The organism is Maridesulfovibrio zosterae DSM 11974, assembly GCF_000425265.1.
Lineage (GTDB): Bacteria > Desulfobacterota > Desulfovibrionia > Desulfovibrionales > Desulfovibrionaceae > Maridesulfovibrio > Maridesulfovibrio zosterae.
This window is the reverse complement of record NZ_KE384342.1, coordinates 757,441-774,555: the sequence shown is the minus strand read 5'-3', so window position 1 is coordinate 774,555 and position 17,115 is coordinate 757,441. Positions and strand designations below refer to the sequence as shown.

Annotated in this window: 16 protein-coding genes; 2 read left to right on the top strand and 14 right to left on the bottom strand. The window is 42.1% G+C overall.

What is annotated here, in order from left to right; translation table 11 throughout:
* Positions 1 to 8: 8 nt before the first annotated feature.
* Complete coding sequence (locus H589_RS0115170) at positions 9 to 746, top strand: class I SAM-dependent methyltransferase (RefSeq protein WP_027722815.1); 738 nt, start codon at positions 9 to 11, stop codon at positions 744 to 746.
* A gap of 41 nt (positions 747 to 787) precedes the next feature.
* Here the strand turns inward: H589_RS0115170 and galE are convergent, their stop codons facing one another.
* Complete coding sequence (gene galE, locus H589_RS0115165) at positions 788 to 1,780, bottom strand: UDP-glucose 4-epimerase GalE (RefSeq protein WP_027722814.1); 993 nt, start codon at positions 1,778 to 1,780, stop codon at positions 788 to 790.
* 210 nt (positions 1,781 to 1,990) lie between these two features.
* Between galE and H589_RS0115160 the strand changes: the two genes are divergently transcribed.
* Positions 1,991 to 3,523: a DUF4139 domain-containing protein gene (locus H589_RS0115160; protein WP_027722813.1), complete on the top strand. Its 1,533-nt coding sequence runs from the start codon at positions 1,991 to 1,993 to the stop codon at positions 3,521 to 3,523.
* A 100-nt stretch (positions 3,524 to 3,623) separates the two neighbouring features.
* Here H589_RS0115160 and H589_RS0115155 read toward each other — a convergent pair whose 3' ends face one another.
* From H589_RS0115155 to H589_RS0115095, 13 genes are all read right to left on the bottom strand, one after another.
* Positions 3,624 to 4,907, bottom strand: a complete 1,284-nt coding sequence (locus tag H589_RS0115155; RefSeq protein WP_027722812.1) for an OmpP1/FadL family transporter — start codon at positions 4,905 to 4,907, stop codon at positions 3,624 to 3,626.
* A gap of 430 nt (positions 4,908 to 5,337) precedes the next feature.
* Complete coding sequence (locus tag H589_RS0115150; RefSeq protein WP_027722811.1) at positions 5,338 to 6,081, bottom strand: TlyA family RNA methyltransferase; 744 nt, start codon at positions 6,079 to 6,081, stop codon at positions 5,338 to 5,340.
* Positions 6,082 to 7,533: a threonine synthase gene (gene thrC / locus H589_RS0115145; RefSeq protein WP_027722810.1), complete on the bottom strand. Its 1,452-nt coding sequence runs from the start codon at positions 7,531 to 7,533 to the stop codon at positions 6,082 to 6,084.
* A 51-nt stretch (positions 7,534 to 7,584) separates the two neighbouring features.
* Positions 7,585 to 8,088 carry a DUF456 domain-containing protein gene (locus tag H589_RS0115140; protein ID WP_027722809.1) on the bottom strand — a complete coding sequence of 168 codons (504 nt, stop codon included), beginning with the start codon at positions 8,086 to 8,088 and terminating at the stop codon, positions 7,585 to 7,587.
* Between the two features lie 2 nt (positions 8,089 to 8,090).
* Positions 8,091 to 9,389 (bottom strand): phenylacetate--CoA ligase family protein, encoded by a 1,299-nt coding sequence (locus H589_RS0115135; RefSeq protein WP_027722808.1) that lies wholly within the window; start codon positions 9,387 to 9,389, stop codon positions 8,091 to 8,093.
* Between the two features lie 52 nt (positions 9,390 to 9,441).
* Entirely contained in the window at positions 9,442 to 10,872 is a 1,431-nt protein-coding gene (gene dnaB / locus H589_RS0115130) for a replicative DNA helicase (protein WP_027722807.1), read from the bottom strand.
* Positions 10,844 to 11,368, bottom strand: a complete 525-nt coding sequence (gene rplI / locus H589_RS0115125) for a 50S ribosomal protein L9 (RefSeq protein ID WP_027722806.1) — start codon at positions 11,366 to 11,368, stop codon at positions 10,844 to 10,846. The genes dnaB and rplI overlap by 29 nt, the downstream gene beginning before the upstream one ends.
* Positions 11,369 to 11,377: 9 nt before the next feature.
* Entirely contained in the window at positions 11,378 to 11,638 is a 261-nt protein-coding gene (gene rpsR, locus H589_RS0115120; RefSeq protein ID WP_027722805.1) for a 30S ribosomal protein S18, read from the bottom strand.
* A 2-nt stretch (positions 11,639 to 11,640) separates the two neighbouring features.
* A complete protein-coding gene (rpsF, locus tag H589_RS0115115) occupies positions 11,641 to 11,952 on the bottom strand; it encodes a 30S ribosomal protein S6 (protein WP_027722804.1) in 312 nt (103 codons plus the stop codon).
* A 176-nt stretch (positions 11,953 to 12,128) separates the two neighbouring features.
* Positions 12,129 to 12,893 (bottom strand): enoyl-ACP reductase FabI, encoded by a 765-nt coding sequence (locus H589_RS0115110; RefSeq protein WP_027722803.1) that lies wholly within the window; start codon positions 12,891 to 12,893, stop codon positions 12,129 to 12,131.
* 131 nt (positions 12,894 to 13,024) lie between these two features.
* The gene (locus tag H589_RS0115105; RefSeq protein WP_027722802.1) at positions 13,025 to 13,927 is read right to left on the bottom strand and encodes a phosphoribosylaminoimidazolesuccinocarboxamide synthase; all 903 of its coding nucleotides are present in this window, start codon (positions 13,925 to 13,927) and stop codon (positions 13,025 to 13,027) included.
* Positions 13,928 to 13,939: 12 nt separating this feature from the next.
* Positions 13,940 to 15,244, bottom strand: a complete 1,305-nt coding sequence (gene hisD, locus H589_RS0115100; protein WP_027722801.1) for a histidinol dehydrogenase — start codon at positions 15,242 to 15,244, stop codon at positions 13,940 to 13,942.
* Positions 15,245 to 15,485: 241 nt separating this feature from the next.
* A complete protein-coding gene (locus H589_RS0115095) occupies positions 15,486 to 16,904 on the bottom strand; it encodes an outer membrane homotrimeric porin (protein ID WP_027722800.1) in 1,419 nt (472 codons plus the stop codon).
* Between the last annotated feature and the right edge of the window lie 211 nt (positions 16,905 to 17,115).

Here is a 17,115-nt window from a genome sequence, read left to right as displayed (position 1 = left end):
GGTAAATAATGAGTAATATTGCTAAGATACCTGAGCCTCCTGAAGATCTGCATATTTGTTTTGGCGGTGGTGATTTTCATGCCATCGGCATTAAGATGATAAATCTCTGTAAAAATGAACTCGGGATTGCAACAGACTCAAAAGTTCTGGACATTGGTTGCGGTATTGGCAGGCTCGCCTTTCCTTTACTTGATTATCTGTCAGAAGAAGGTCGATATGATGGATTTGATACTTTTCCTGTAGGCATCAAATGGTGTACAGAGAACATAACTCCAGAATTCCCGACGTTTAATTTTCAGCTGGTTGATATTTTTAATTCAACATACAATCCATACGCTCAGAGCACAGCAGCTGATTTCGTATTTCCATTTGAAGATAATACTTTTGATCTAGTAATGCTTAATTCTGTTTTTACCCATATGATGCCTGATGACATAATGAATTATGTGGAGCAAATAGATAGAGTTTTAAATGATCATGGTAAAATATTCGTTACCTTTTTTCTAGTTAACGATGAGTCTTTGGAACTGATGGATCAGAAGAAAAGTGTACATGACTTTCATAAGTATGGTGTCTTTTATACTGCCGATCCCAAAGAGCCTATGGATGCAGTTGGATATGATGAGTCATTTGTCCGCAATATTTTTGAAAAGCATGACTTTAAAATTAAAAAAATTATGTACGGTGGTTGGTGTGGACGAAAACCGACACAAAATCATCAGGATATTATGCTGATTACCCGCTGATAAATAATTTTTATTTGTACTGTTTTTAAACCTACATATTCTTAATATGCGGGTTTTTTATGCCAACGGTATGCTGTTTCAATCATTTCACGTAAGTCATTGAATTTAGGTTGCCATTTTAATTCGCGTACAGCTTTTGAACTGTCGGCAACAAGTCGTGGAGAATCTCCTGCCCGTGCAGGTTCATAATCAAATTCTATTTTGTTTCCCATCACTTCACTGGAAGCCTTGATTACTTCAAGGATGCTGAATCCTTGTCCATTGCCAAGGTTGAAGACATGAGCTCCTTCTTTATTTTCCATGTAGCTGATTGCAGACAGATGAGCGTCGCACAAGTCCAGAATATGAATGTAATCCCGTACACATGTTCCATCAGGAGTGGGGTAATCGTTACCGAATATTTTGAGTTTACGTCCATCATCAATTCCGCTTAATAAAATATTAGGGATGAGATGAGTTTCAGGTTTATGAGCTTCTCCGATGAGGCTGTCCGGGTGCGCTCCGGCAGCATTAAAATACCTGAAACAGACTGAATCAAGACCGTAAGCAACTGCGTAATCCTGTAAAATTTCTTCAACAAAAAGCTTGGATTTGCCATAAGGATTAAGTGGTTTAAGCGGGTGATCTTCAGTTATCATATCCATAACCGGATCGCCGTAAACAGCTGCTGTGGAGGAAAAAACAAATTTATTAACTCCGTTTGCACGCATCGCTTCTAGTAAATTGATTGTTCCAGTTACGTTGTTATCGTAGTATTCGAATGGTTTTTCAACTGATTCACTCACGACAATAAGCCCTGAAAAATGAAAAACTGCGTCATAATTTGAATCTTCAAATGCTTTGGCTACATCATTGGGGTTTCGTAAGTCCCCCTTGATAAATTTGCCCCATTTAAGTGCTTCCATGTGTCCAGTAGATAAATTATCAAAAACTGTTACATCATGACCTGATTCAGCTATCATTCTAGCCATATGCGATCCAATGTATCCGGCTCCACCGCATACAAGTAGAGATAATTTTTTATTTTTTGGCATAATAACCCCAATATGGTATTTTAATCGTAATTCAAATATAAGTTCTTTATTAATTAGATAATCTTGTTGAGTAAAGTGCTAAACTGTAATTTTAAGGAATATTGTAGCTGAGGTCAGTTAGTGGTACACATTTCAATAATATGAAAAGGTGGCATAAAGAATTATTATTAATTTTGAAGTGTTGTGTAAAAATTAGAAGAGGAAGTTATTTTGCTTAAAAAAATACTGTTTTTAGTTTTATTATCTGTCTTGTGGTGCGGCTCTGGGGCAGCTGCGGGAAGAGTAGTTTTTTATCCATCAGGAGCTGATTTCAGCCAAAATCTAAGGTCATCAATACAAACTGGTGAAAACGGCGAATATGTCATGTTTACCCTTTCAGGACAGGCCTCGCCAGAAACATTTTCAGTATCTCCTTTATCTAAGGGCGTTTCAGTAAATGATGTATCATGGACCAGGAGTGATCTTTCTCAATCTCCGGCAGTAGTGGAAATTGCCAAAAAGATAGATCAATTAAAGTTTAAACTTAATTCAGTACGTTCAGAAAAACAGGCGCTTGAGGGCGGTATTTTGTTCTGGACTGAACGTGGAAAGGTTCAGGAAGCTAAAGCTGTCGAACTTGATAAAATTGCCGGACTTGTGGTTTCAAATCTATCAAGCCTTTACTTAAAATCAGCGAAGATCGACGTTAAAATTACTGAAATTCAAGATCTGATAAAAGATCTTCAGCGTAAACAGAGGGAGATGAGCGGACCAAATAAGATGGTGTGGAATGTCAAAGTTTCTGTTTCAGCTAAAGGCGCAAAGAGTGCTGAATTTAAGCTCAGCTATATGTTGAACAATTGTGGCTGGACTCCACACTACAAACTTGATGCTTATCCTGAACAAGGTGAAGTCAAATTTTCTTTTGATGCAGAAATCAGGCAGGGTAGCGGTGTTGATTTCAAGGACTGTAATATAGCCCTTGCTACCGTCAGAAAATTTTCCAGAATTTCACCACCCATTTTAAATAAATGGAGGATTGAGCCTAAAGTTGAAGATGAAGCCCCTCGTGTTGCTATGGATATGGCCAATTATGCGCTTGAAGCATCCGTTGTACCGAGAAAGTTGAAAGTTCAAAGTGTTCCGCGGCAGGTAAGCATGGCCACATATTCATTGTGGGAGATGGGCAGGAAAACTATCCCTGCCGGAAGTACGAAAAAATATACTGTTGTAACGGAGAATTGGAAATCTGATTTTACTTTTCTAGCAAGGCCTTCACTTAGCCCTGATGTATTTGTACTGGCTGATGTCAAATTGGATAATGCCAAGGATTATCCTTTAGGATCTTCTATCCTTTTTATGGAAGGAGCCATGATAGGTAAAAATAATTTCATTTTTTCAGGAAATAAAAAAGAAATGTATTTCGGTTCTGACCCAATGCTTAAGGTTCAGCGAAAGACACTTGAGAAGCTGTCAGGAGACAGAGGGCTGTTTGGTTCGACTCAGACATATAATTGGAAGTATCTGATAGAAATTGAAAATGCACGTAAAAGTGAAGTAAAGGTGAAAGTGCAGGAAGCTGCTCCTGATGCCGGTGATAAGAGTATTAAGCTGGTGGTAAAATCCAGTCCGAAAGCTAAGATGGAAGATAATAATTTTGAATGGGTTGTATCTGTTCCCGCAACAGCAAAATCTTCTATTGAATACAGTATTGAATTGAAAGCTCCAGATGATATGAAACTTGATTTAGGGATTGGAAGATAGAATAGATCTTTTTACATTTAGTCCTTTTCAGGACTGGACATAGCTATAAGAAAAGCCCGCTTCAAGTGAAGCGGGCTTTTCTTTCTTAATTCGGAGTGCTTTAGAAATTGTATCCGATACTGATGGAAGCAATGTGCGAAATAGAATCCTTGGTGGTTGTATCAAGGACTCCTGTGCCGGCTCTGGCTTCGATGTTACGTTCTCTCATCCAGAGATACATGTATGAAGCGTCAATGGTAAATTTATCATAAGTCCAGCCTAAACCTGTTGAAACTATCTGACGGTCATTGGTAGGAAGCATATAGTCTTCGTAACCCTTACGGATAGGACTCTGGTCATATACATAACCGGCACGCAGGGCTAGGTTTTCAATCGGAAGGTATTCTACACCTAGCTGAAATCTCCAGACATCCTGCCATTTTTTTTCTGCTACCACGGTATTTCTTCCTACAGCGTCTGTATGATCAAACTCATAAGTAATTTCGCTGTAATCGCTCCACTGTGACCAGATAGCATCGAATTCTACGTTCAAATTATCCATGATATCGTAGGAAGTACCGAACATAAACATGTTGGGAGTCTTCATGGACATAGTAATATCTGTATCATTATAATAAGCTGTAGTTACGCCGGCAGGCCTATCATAAACAGCTGAACCTTCAGCTCTGTGGCGCATTTTGCTACGCCATGAAAATCCTAAAGCCCATTCTTTAGTCGGAGTAACTCTGATACCGAAGTTAGCACCGGGGGTAAGACCTTCAACTCTGATTTTTTGGTCTACATCGGCTGCATTTGTATTTGGATCATAAAGTCTGGATGCGTCAATTTTCTTTCTCAGGTCAGCTTTTATATACATGAATTCGATTCCACCTGCGATGGATACGTAATCATTAAATTTATAAGCAAGGTTAGGGTTGATTGAATAACTTTCAATCGAGGTATCATAAGAAGCGTAACGTCCCTGCCAACCTTCATCAAACTTTGTTCCAAGTCCGAATCTTGTAAAAGTACCTACGCCAAACCATACATTATCGTTCACCTGATGTGTGAAGTATGCATGAGGAACAGCAAAAGTTTCTTTTTTAATGTCCGTATCAGTTGATACTCCACCATATGAAGTGGTTACTGTATTTTCAGGTGAAATTGTTGTTACACCAACGAGAGTCTGCGTTCCTTTTAACTGGGTGATACCTGCAGGGTTCCATGCAAGAGCTGAAGGATCATCTGCTTTTGCAATCATAGCACCGCCAAGTGCGTTGCCCCTTGAACTGAATTCATACAATGCGAAACCGGCAGCGTTAGCTTTGCTGGCCATCCACGGTGCAACAATAATCCCCGCCATTATTAAGAGCACACCGAGACATGCTGTAAATTTAGCCTTCATAAACACTCCTTAAAGAAACTTAAATGCAAACAACTCTCAATTATTGAATAATAAAGGGTCTTCCTCCTGAAAATGCTGATACTGACTAGCTTGAATGTTAAAATATGTAAAGTAAATTTAACTAAAACGTGAATTGTTATTAAAATAATTAGGGTATTTGAAAGTTTTAATTAAGCATACATGTGTGTATGTATAAATTGTTTGAGGTGAATAGTGTTTTTGAATGTATATAAGTTTAGAGGTAAAGAATAAATTACATCAAAATGAGATGAATTGTGCTGCGTAACTATGTATTTATTGTTTTGTTTTATGCAAATTATATAATTTACATTGAGATGCATTGTATCTTTATGTTTAATACATAGTTAATTAAATAAAAAAAGCAGTCGCATTACTGCAACTGCTTTTAAATAAAGATATAATTAAATAATTAACTAACGAAATAAGCGAGATATTCCTGATTACCCTTGGGCCCTTTAATGCTGGATGGAACAAGACCTTTGAGGTGCAGATTAAGCTCTGAGGAAGCAAAATTAACAATCATATCAACGGTCTGCTGTCTTAATGCTTCATCGCGAACAATTCCCTTGTCAGTCTGACCGGGGCCAACTTCAAACTGGGGCTTAATAAGGCAGACTATTTCACCTGATTCTTTTAGAAACTTCACTAAAGCCGGAAGTATTTTAGTCAGTGATATAAATGACACATCACATACAACTAAATCCACTTTCTCCGGTATCAGATCAGCTTCTGCATGTCGCAGGTTAACTCTTTCAAGGTTGGTAACCCTTTCGTCTTGTTGCAGTTTCCAGTGCAATTGTCCGTATCCGACATCAGCGGCATAGACCCTTACTGCACCAAACTGAAGCATACAGTCTGTAAATCCACCAGTTGAAGCGCCAGCGTCAAATCCTACTTTACCTTCCGGATCAAGTCCGAGTTCTTCAATTGCAGTCAGTAATTTGTATCCACCTCGGCTGACGAAACGGTCACGGCCTTTAACAACAATTTCTAAATCTGGATCAAGTTGCATTCCCGGCTTAGTCACCGGAATTTTCTGTCCGTCTTTAAGGTAGTGGGCCTGTCCGGCCATGATCATGCGCTTTGCCTGCTCACGGCTTTCTGAAAGTCCCTGAGCAAAAAGCATTTGGTCTGCACGTTCCTTTTTTGCCACCTATTTCTTCTCCAGACCGAGCATGGAAACAACATTATTCGCAGCCTTGGCAATATACTCTGCTTCAGGCATTGAGTCTTTTTCAGTTCCATTGATTACAAGTTCAGGCTTGTTAGACCTGGATGTATCTGGAGTTACTTCATATTCAGCCGGGAAATTATTCTGGTAGTACATATCCTGAAAGCCTACAAATTTAAGCTGATGAGCTGTAGAATCCAGAACTGCAGATTCAGTTTCGCTGATCAGACCTAGCTCTTTTGCTCTGATAAGTCCTGCAAAACATTCTCCGCCCTGAGTACATGCAATATGTCCATTGGCATTGGCAAGAAGCATGGAGTCCATAATCTGCTGTTCAGAAACCTGAATAACTTGAAATGCTTTTTTGCCGCCTATGGTTTCAAATTTTTCAGCAAAATGTTTTACACGTGGAAATGAAACCGGATTTCCTATCATAGCTGCCTGAGCTACAGATGGCTGTACTTTAACAGGTTTGAATTCACGTTCTTTAGGATCATCTACTGAATAGTAGCGGTAAACAGGATCTGCATGGGCAGACTGCACGCCGAATACACGAGGTAGATCTGTTATTATTTCAAGCTCATACAGCTTGAGAAAGCCCGCCATAATAGCGGTGATGTTACCTGCATTCCCGATAGGAACAAATATACATTTATCTTTGAGATCCCAGTCATACCACTGTGCAACTTCAAAAGCGTAAGATTCCTGTCCCAGAATTCTCCATGCATTTTTTGAGTTGAGCAGAGCAACGCGGTAGTTGTCAGCAAGATGTTCAACAACTTTCATGCAGTCATCAAACACGCCCGGTACTTCAAGTACTTTCGCACCACTGCCAAGAGGCTGGGCTAGCTGCTGAGGAGTAACTTTACCCTGAGGCAGTATTACTACAGATTTTACACGACTATCCATATAGGATGCGTAAAGTGCTGCGGCTGCAGAAGTATCCCCGGTAGAAGCACAGACAGTTAAAATTTCATCCCAGTCATGTTTGTTCAGCAGGGCGTTAATGTAACTGAAAGCACAGGCCATACCTCTATCTTTAAAAGATGCACTTGGGTTCTGACCATCATTTTTATATGCGGTTTTAATACCGGTGACTTCGTTGAGTGCAGGGCTTGAGGCTACAATGGGAGTGTTGCCTTCACCAAGGTAAAGAATTTCATCTTCTTCCATGACAGCAGCGAAAAGTTCATAGAAGCGGAAGATACCGCGAAGGCTGTCTTTTTTAGTAGCACAGCGTGCGTCGAAAATATTTCGCCATTCGGCACCGCTGGTTTTCTTGAGTTCAGCAAAAGTTAAATCTTCAAGAATAAAAACTGATCCGCATTCCGGGCAGGTATAGAGCAGCTCGTCAATGTCGTATTTTTTGCCGCAACCGAGACAGTGATATTCCATTTTTGCACGGTATTCAGGGAACTTATTTGCCAGAGTCATGGTTTCCTCCGCAGGAAAGGTAAGTAATTAAGGTAAATAAATGCGGTAAAATCAGGAAGGCCAGATCTTAGGTGCGCTCATGGAAAACATCCATACACCAAGACTTACCTTGATTGCCAGACCGAATGCTTTGCCCCAGAAAGCTCCCCATGCGGAGTGCTTCGCTTCATCAAAGCTTCTGCCATGTGAAAGTTCAAGTATCAGACATCCGCCAAATGAACCAAGAAGGGCTCCGGGAAGAGCTCCAAGGCCGAAAAAGAAAGGAGCACCCAGAATAGCACCGGCAATTGCACCGATGAAAGCACCTAGATTGCCGCGTCCGGTTGCACCATATTTTTTTCCGCCGAAATACTGGGCTACAAATTCCAGAACTTCACCTAAAAAAGCCAAGGCTCCCAGGATCATAATAAAATCCCATGTCATTGCTTCAGGCTGAAACATTTTCCAGCCGGCAGCAAGAGCAAGGACCAGCCAGTTGGCAGGAAGTCCGAAAATGTGCAGTGCAAGAGAGCACAGCATAAGCAGTATTACAAGTACAGCAAGAGCGGTTATCATTGTTATTCCTCAGCACCTCTTAAATCTACAACACGCTGGGCTTTACCCTCGGTTTTAGGGATAGAGTTGTGCTGAACAAGTTCGACTCTCGGTGTTACGAGGATTTCATCTCTCAGTTTGGCTGAAATGAGTTTTTGAAGTCCTTGCAATACTCTCATATCTTCAACAAAAAATTCTTCTTTAATCTCTACTTTGATCCTGATCTGATCAATAAAGCCTTCTTTAATCAGCTCAATAACGTAGTTTTGACCTACTTCAGGAATTCCCATAATAATCTTTTCAATCTGCATAGGGTAGATATTAACACCCTTAAGGATGAGCATATCATCTGCCCTGCCCATGATACGGTCTATGCGGCGTGATGTTCTTCCGCACTTACACTGACCGGGAATGAATCTGGTCAGGTCACGGGTGCGGTAGCGGATAATCGGCATTCCCTCACGGGTAAGTGTCGTCATTACCAGTTCGCCAATTTCACCTTCTTTGACATGTTCGCCTGTTTCCGGGTTGATGATTTCAGCTATGTAGGCATCTTCCCATACGTGCATACCGTCCTGCTCAGTACATTCAAAAGCTACGCCCGGTCCGTTCATTTCAGACAGACCGTAAGAGTTATAAGCTTTGATACAAAGCATTTCTTCGATTTTGCGGCGGGTATGGTCGGTATGCGGCTCTGCACCGATAAGTGCAATTTTCCATGGCATATCTGCAGGATCAAATCCTTCTTCACGGACTTTTGCTGCAAAGTAGAGTGCGAAAGAAGGGATAATATGAAGAGCCGTTACATTGAAATCACGAATAAGTTTAATCTGGCGTTTGGTATTACCCGCTCCAGCCGGGATAGTGAGGCAACCCAAACGTTCGGAACCATAATGAATACCAAGTCCTCCGGTAAACAGTCCGTAACCGGACATGTTTTGGAGTACGTCAGATTTTCTCATGCCTACGGCGTACATTGAGCGGGCCATGAGATCTGCCCATGTATCAAGATCTTTTTGAGTGTAAAAAACGGCGGTAGGTGTGCCTGTTGTGCCCGATGAAGCATGCAGGCGTACAAAATCATCTACAGGTCTGCTAAGCAGGCCGTGAGGGTACTGGGAACGCAGATCATCTTTTGTTGTAAAAGGGAGTTTCTGTATATCATCAACTGTTTTGATGATATCAGCGGAAATATCATTTTGTTTGAAAACTTCACTGTAATACGGAGATTTGGCAGCTAACCCAATGGTGTTTTTAAGTCGTTCAACTTGGAGTTTTTCAAGTTCAGTTCTTTCAATGGTCTCGGCGTCATGGAAATACATATTGTTTCTCCGTGTAAATGTTAGCTGTGAATCACGCCATTAATATATCCGATTATTCATCGTCATATTCAGACGGGTAAGGCTCGGCAGCGAGGTTTTCGAACGCTGTAAAGTTGCCGAAAAAGGCTAGTTCAACAATACCTGTAGGGCCGTTACGCTGTTTACCGATAATGACTTCGGCCTTATTGGTAATAGGTTTATCCTCTTTTTTGTTGTAAAAATCTTCACGGTAAAGAAAAAGGATAATATCGGCATCCTGCTCAATTGCACCGGATTCACGAAGGTCAGACATCATAGGTCTTTTGTCTGTGCGTTCTTCAACTTTACGGTTGAGCTGTGAGAGGGCGATTACAGGTATGTTCAGCTCTTTTGCCAGAGCTTTGAGGGACCGGGAAATATCAGATATTTCCTGCTCGCGTGAATCAACACGAGCACTGGAACGCATGAGCTGCAGGTAGTCGACCATGACCAATCCCAGGTTATGCTGGGATTTAAGGCGTCTACAACGTGCTCTTAGCTCCATGGTAGTAATTGCAGGAGTATCATCAATAAATAAAGGAGCTTCTGTTAAGTCCTGTGCTGCATCATATAATTTAGCCCAGTCTTCGTCGTCAAGCTGTCCTGTTCTCAGACGTGAAAGGTCAACCTTGCCATGAGTCGCAAGCATACGGGTCATAAGCTGGCCCATTGCCATTTCAAGAGAGAAAACAGCGGTGGTAACACCTGCGTGAAGTGCTGCGCGCATAGCAACGTTAAGGGCAAAAGCTGTTTTACCCATACTTGGACGTCCGGCTATGATAATGAGGTCTGAGTTTTGCAAACCGGCAGTCATTTCATCAAATTTATGGTAGGTCGTTTGAATACCGGTAACGAGTGATTTTTGAGCAACTCTGTTTTCAAGTTCCTGAAAAACCTCTTTAATCAGCTCTTTACTGCCTTTTATGGTAGTATTCTTTTTGGCATCGGTAATTTCAAAAATAGCCTGCTCGGAATGGTCGAGCAGCTCTTTAACGTCCTGTGCATCAAAGCTTTCATTGATAATGCTGGCTGCTGTATCAATAAGACTACGCTGAATACTTTTTTCTGCTACAATTTCAGCGTGATAAAGTGCATTTGCTGAACTGACTACAGAGTTTGCAAGTTCGGCAAGGTATACAGTACCGCCAACAGAATCAATTTTTCCCCCGACAGTGAGGTATTCATTGACTGTAACCAGATCAATTGGAGCATTCTTTGAATAAAGGGCTTCAAATGTGCGGAAAATTTCCTGATGAGCAGGGGAGTAGAAATCGTCAGAATGGACTATATCAACAAGATCGTTGAAAATAGTGTTGCTTAAGAAAACACCACCAAGTACAGCCTGTTCTGCTTCTAGGTTGTTTGGTGGAACTTTACGCAAAAGTTCGGACGAAGCATCATTAGACGCTCCGTCCGAACTATAATTTGAGCTGGAATTATGCTTCTTCTGTTTCTGTTTCTGCATCTGCTACAACATCTGCTTCTACTTCTTCAGCGAGCTCTTCTTCCACTGGCTGGCCAACTTTGGCAACAACCAGTTTTACTTCCCCACGAACTTCGGGGTGAAGTTTGATTTCGATAGCAAATTCACCCAGAGCACGAATAGGCTCAGGTACAAGAATTTTTCTGCGGTCGAGATCGAAATCCATTTCTGCAAGGGCATCAGCGATGTTAGATGCGGTTACAGAACCGTACATCTTATCGCCTTCACCAACGCGAACTTCAATTTTAACTTCAACACTAGCCAGTCTGTCTTTGAGACCTTCTGCCTGGGTGCGGAGATTGTCAGCCATTTCCTGAAGTTTTCTTTTTTCAAGCTCGAACTGCTTGAGATTAGCTTCAGATGCGGGCATAGCAAGTCCCTGAGGAATCAGGTAGTTGCGACCGTAACCGGATTTAACAGTTACGATTTCTCCAAGGCTTCCAAGAGAGTCTACATCAGCACGTAAAATAAGTTTCATGTAGTCCCCCTAGATGCTCTTTTTCTTAACATCGGTGCTATGCACAGTTGTGTAATGCATAAGAGCCATCTGTCTGGAACGCTTGATTTCAGTGGTCAGACGACGCTGATGCTTGGCACATGTACCGGTAATTCTGCGTGCAATGATTTTGCCACGTTCGGTTACGAAGTCCTTGAGAATATCAGGACGTTTATAATCGAGGGGAAGGCTCTTGTCAGCGCAAAAGCGGCAGAACTTTCTTTTTGGTGTAAATTTCTTTTTGAATGCCATGATTAAGCCTCCTGAGCCTGAACAGCGTCGTCAAGTTTGACTGTTACGAACTTGAAGATACCTTCGGTGATACGGATGTTGCGCTCGAGTTCTGCAACCAGCTGACCTGGTGCATCAAATACGAGACGGACATAGTATCCGCGAGTCTGGTTCTGGACAGGGTAAGCCAGCTGGCGTGAACCCCAATCGTCTACTTCATCCATTTTACCGCCTTCGCGGTCAATAATTGCGATGAGTCCCTCAACGATTTCTTTGCGGCTGTCGCTCGCAAGTTCAGGGCTCAAAAGCACTAATGCTTCATACTTTCTGAGCATTTATAAAACCTCCTTATGGTCTATGGCCCTTTCCTTTTTAAGGGCAAGGCGAAAGAGGGATGTTTAGTCCCTTTAATCTGCTCTGTCAAGCAACAGAGTAGATATATATTAAAAAAGAAAAAGGCGGAAGTAAAAATACTTCCACCTATGGTTGTGTTTTTTATGCAATTTATCTTTTACAGACCCATTATGTTGTAACCGGCATCCACGAAATGGACTTCGCCGGTAACACCACTGGAAAGGTCAGATGCAAGATATACAGCTGTCTTACCAACATCCTCAGTGGACACATTTTTGCCCAGAGGAGCTTTTTCTTCAATGTGGGAGAAGATGGATTTAAATCCTGAAATACCGGAAGAAGCAAGAGTTTTGATAGGACCGGCACTGATAGCATTAACACGGACACCTTTTGCTCCGAGATCGGAGGAAAGATAGCGCATACTTGCTTCAAGAGCAGCTTTAGCAACACCCATGACATTATAGTTGGTAATAACCTTGGTTGCTCCGAGGTAGGTCATAGCCATTACGGAGCTGCCTGGTTTCAGTAAAGGCTCATATGCACTGCAGAGACTCACAAGTGAATATGCAGAGACATCCATAGCGAGGTGAAAACCTTCGCGGGATGTTTCGATATATCTTTTCTTTAGGTCTTCACGGTTGGCAAATGCTACTGAATGAATGAGGATATCTACATCTCCCCATTTTTCTTTTACAGTGGCAGCGGATTTAGCAACATCTTCATCGCTGCAAACATCACACTGAAAAGTGAATTCGCCGCCCAGTTCATCACTGATAGGCTCAACACGTTTCTGAATAGCTTCGTTTACATAACTGAAAGCAAGTCTTGCTCCCTGTTTTTTAAACTGTTCAGCAATTCCGTAAGCAATGCTTTTTTCATTAGCTACACCGAAAATCAGTGCTTTTTTTCCTTCCAGCAGCATTGATATCTCCTTATTTACTATTTCAATTAGAAAATGACAGTTCAACAAGTTTTTTAAGGCTTATAGGCGCAATTTTGCAAGCCTTGTTGCTTTGTAAAAGAATAATTACTGTCAGATCAGTTTATAGACTATTAAGCGTCAAGCTCGCTTTCGGTCAAGAGTTTGAAAGCTTCCATATATTTTTCACGAGTTTTGGTCGCGATTTCTTCAGGAACTTCAGGAGCTGGAGGCTGTTTATTGAATTTTATTTCTGTCAGCCAGTCACGCAGGAACTGTTTGTCAAAGCTGGGCTGAGATTTACCTGCTTCATATCCTTCAACAGGCCAGAATCTGGATGAATCAGGAGTGAGAACTTCATCAATGATGATTAATTCTTCACCTAGAAGACCAAATTCAAATTTGGTGTCAGCAATGATAATACCTTTTTCACGGGCATAATCACGGCCGCGACGGTAAATTGAGAGAGTAACATCTTGAACTTTTTTGAAAAGGTCAGGTCCAAGCATTTCCATTGCTTTTTCAACGCTGATGTTTTCATCATGTTCGCCGAGATCAGCTTTTGTTGAAGGAGTGAACAGAGGCTGCTCAAGTATTTCTGATTCTTTAAGTCCTTCGGGAAGTTTATGTCCGCAGACTTCACCTGTAGCCAGATAATCTTTCCAGCCGGAACCGGTAATGTAACCGCGCACAATACACTCAATTGGCAGTGGCTTGGCTTTTTTTACCAGAACAGAGCGGCCTTCAAGCTGGTCACGGTATTTATGCAGAACTTCCGGATAATCATCAACATTTGAAGCGATAAGGTGGTTAGGAACGATGTCTTTGAACATGTCCATCCAGAACAGAGTAATCTGGTTCAGGATTTTACCTTTATCTTCAATCGGGTTGGGCATTATAACGTCATAAGCTGAGATTCTGTCTGTGGTTACCAGAAGAAGTTTATCATCTTCGACTTCATAGATATCACGTACTTTCCCGCGGGAAAGAAGTTTAAGTTCTTTGATATCAGTTTCTATAACATGTGCTTTGGACATCCGCGTATCCTCTTATTTTAAACGAGTTTCAACTGAACGTGCATGAGCTTCAAGACCTTCCAGTCTTGCAAGCCTAGCAATTTTTCCGCCATGGCGGGTCACATAATTCTGATCAGTGTAGATCAGGCTGGTCTTTTTAGTAAATGTCTCTACTGAAAGAGCAGATGAGAACCTTGCAGTTCCTACTGTAGGCAGAACATGGTTCGGCCCGGCAAAGTAGTCACCCACAGGTTCAGGAGTAAAGTGTCCCATGAAAATAGCTCCGGCGTGCTTTATCAATCCCAGAGCACTCCAAGGGTCTTCAAATGCCAGCTCCAGATGTTCAGGAGCCATATTATTAACAAAATTTATTCCGGTATCACGATCAGGTACAGTTACAATAGCACCCCAGTCTTCAAGTGATTTAAAAGCAATTTCACTGCGGGGCAGTAGATCTGCCTGTCTTTTCAGCTCAGCTTTTACCTTTGCACCGAGATCTTTATCCCATGTGATTAGTATCGATGCCGCAAGGGGATCATGCTCTGCCTGCGAAAGTAAATCTGCAGCCAGCCATGCCGGATCTGAGTTGCCGTCGGCAAGTATTGCAACTTCACTTGGGCCGGCGATCATATCAATTCCGACTTCGCCGACCAGTTGTCCTTTCGCAGTGGCAACGAAAATATTGCCCGGTCCGGCAATGACATCGCATGGAGCTATGGTTTGAGTCCCATATGCAAGTGCGCCTATTGCCCATGCAGAGCCGCTGGCGTAGATTTCTTTTATACCTAAAACCTGAGCTGTAGCAAGAATGTACGGATTTAGTGTACCGTCTTTTCTCGGCGGAGAGATGACAGCAATTTCTTTAACTCCGGCAACCTGCGCTGGGACAGCATTCATAATCATGCTTGAAATAAGAGGAGTCTCTCCCCCCTGTCCACCGGGGACATAAAGTCCGACTCTATCGACTGGACGAACAAGTTGTCCCAGAATGGTTCCATCCTCACCGGTCGTCCACCAGGATTCTTCTACCTGCTTACGATGAAAATTTCTTATGTTGCGGATAGCTTCTTCGATAATCTCAAGATCTTCAGTTTCTACTTCAGCATAAGCCAGTCGAACTGAATCCAGAGAGACTTTAAGCATTTCCTGAGTGAATTCAGGGCAATCATATTTCTGGGTGTATTCGATGAGAGCCTGATTGCCGTTGTTTTTTACATTGGCAAGAATGTCTTTGACAATGCCGTCAACTTTGCTGTCAGGGTTTATTCTGAGTTCCAGCCATTTTTTTACTTCAGGCCAGTCTGTCTGACCTGAATAATTGATATCTCTGCAAGGCATTAGAAAATCCTTAAACTTGATGAATGTGAAAATAGTATATGTGTATAACACCGTACCCGAAGCGGGGGAAATGGTATTAATGAAGAGTGTTAAGTAAGATGCTTTGACCCTTATCGTAATGTTTTTAAAAAGTCGAGAGGAAGTCGAGAAGAATAGGGGCTGGATGAGCTGTAATTAAAAAGGGCCGGAAGTGATTCACTTCCGGCCCCCGGCGTCAGGACTTTAAGAACTTAGGTAACTCTTAGAAAGAGTAAACGAGGCCAATAGCAAGTTTCAGCAAAGGATCGTCTTTGCCGTTACGTGCATTGTAGTTTTCCCAAGTGTTCTTATCAAGGTCAACGTCTACGTAACCGAATTCAACGATAGCTGCCAGTTCGTCGTAGATCTGGTAGTTGGTGTTGAAGTCAACTTCGAAAGCCTGGTCTTCAGTGGTAAGGAAGTTACCATCTGCAACACCATTAGTAAGGGTAGCTGCAGAGTTTTTGATCAGGTCCTTGTCGTTAGTACCTTTGATGTACAAGAAAGTAAGATCGTGGGTAAGTTTGTCAAGGAAAGAGATACCTTCAAAAGACAGACCAGCCATCCAGAAACCGAGCTGGTTCTGGTCGTTGAAGTCAGAAGAAGTCAGAGCAGAACCACCAAAGTAGGTAGTACCGAATGCAAAGTTGTTGTTTACGCTAGGAAGACGTTCAGAACCGTTGTCGGTATTGTCGTCTTCACCAGTTGAGTAAGCAAACATTACTTTAGGCTGTACGAAATCAAAACCTGTGTAAGCGAGGCTAGCGTCAACGAGCAGACCGGAACGGTCATTCTGTTTTTTGTTAGCGTCGATAGCACCGTAAACGATGTCAGCTTTCAGTACGAAAGGATCAAACATGTCCATGGAGAAAGAAGTACCGAGCCACCATGCAGTTGCATCTTTGTCAAATGGAGTAGTTCCGAAAGTAGAAAGACCTTTGTTGCCGGAGATACCGGAGCTGGTACCGAGAGCGCCGTAGGTGTCTTTACCGATCAGGCCGTACATGAAGTAAGGTGTAGCTTCGATGCCGTCGATTTTAACAGGTACGCCAGCGTAGAACAGGTCAACTTCATCATGTTTAGTGGTAGTTGCAGCCTGAACGCCGTAGGTTGTAGAACCGTCTTCGCTGTTTGCATCGTATGCACGGATGAAACCAGCAGTGATGCCGATCTGGTCAGTGATAGGAGATTCAACGAATAAAGCACCAGCATCGATATCGCCGAGAACAACGTTGCCGCTAGCTGCGCCAGGAAGTTCGATAGCGAATACACCAGCGGTAGTCAGGACTTCAGTGCCGGGGAAACGGTACTGCAAGAACATTCTTTTGATACCGAGCTGACGGTCAGTAGAACCGGAGTTAAGGTCAGAATCAGAAGCACCAACGCGGGTTTTGTACTCAACGTACAATTCGGACATCAGGTTTTCGTTTGCGATGAAACGGAACTGAGCACGAGCACGGAAGTAGAAGTTCAGGTCATCTTCCTGTACACCGTCGTTTTCAGCGGACAGATAGTCGCTGTTGTCAATGATGTTAGCCTGGAACTGGAATTTACCTTTGGCTTCCAGTTCTACGGCAGAAGCAATACCTGCAAATCCGAGCACCATAATGGTGAGGACTGCGAGGGTTACTAATTTTTTCATAATTTTATTCCTTTTGCTGAATAATTTTTTCAAGCACGATTGCCTGACGCCTACCTTCAAGAGTCGTTTTATCTGTAAGTGCAGTGCAATGCAAGTCAAAAATTACATTTTTTTGACTAAAGTAAAAAAAATTTTACCGTATAAAAAATTATACTCATTTTGAAGTTTAAAAAAATAGAAAATCTCTAGACTTAAGGATACACTGAATTAA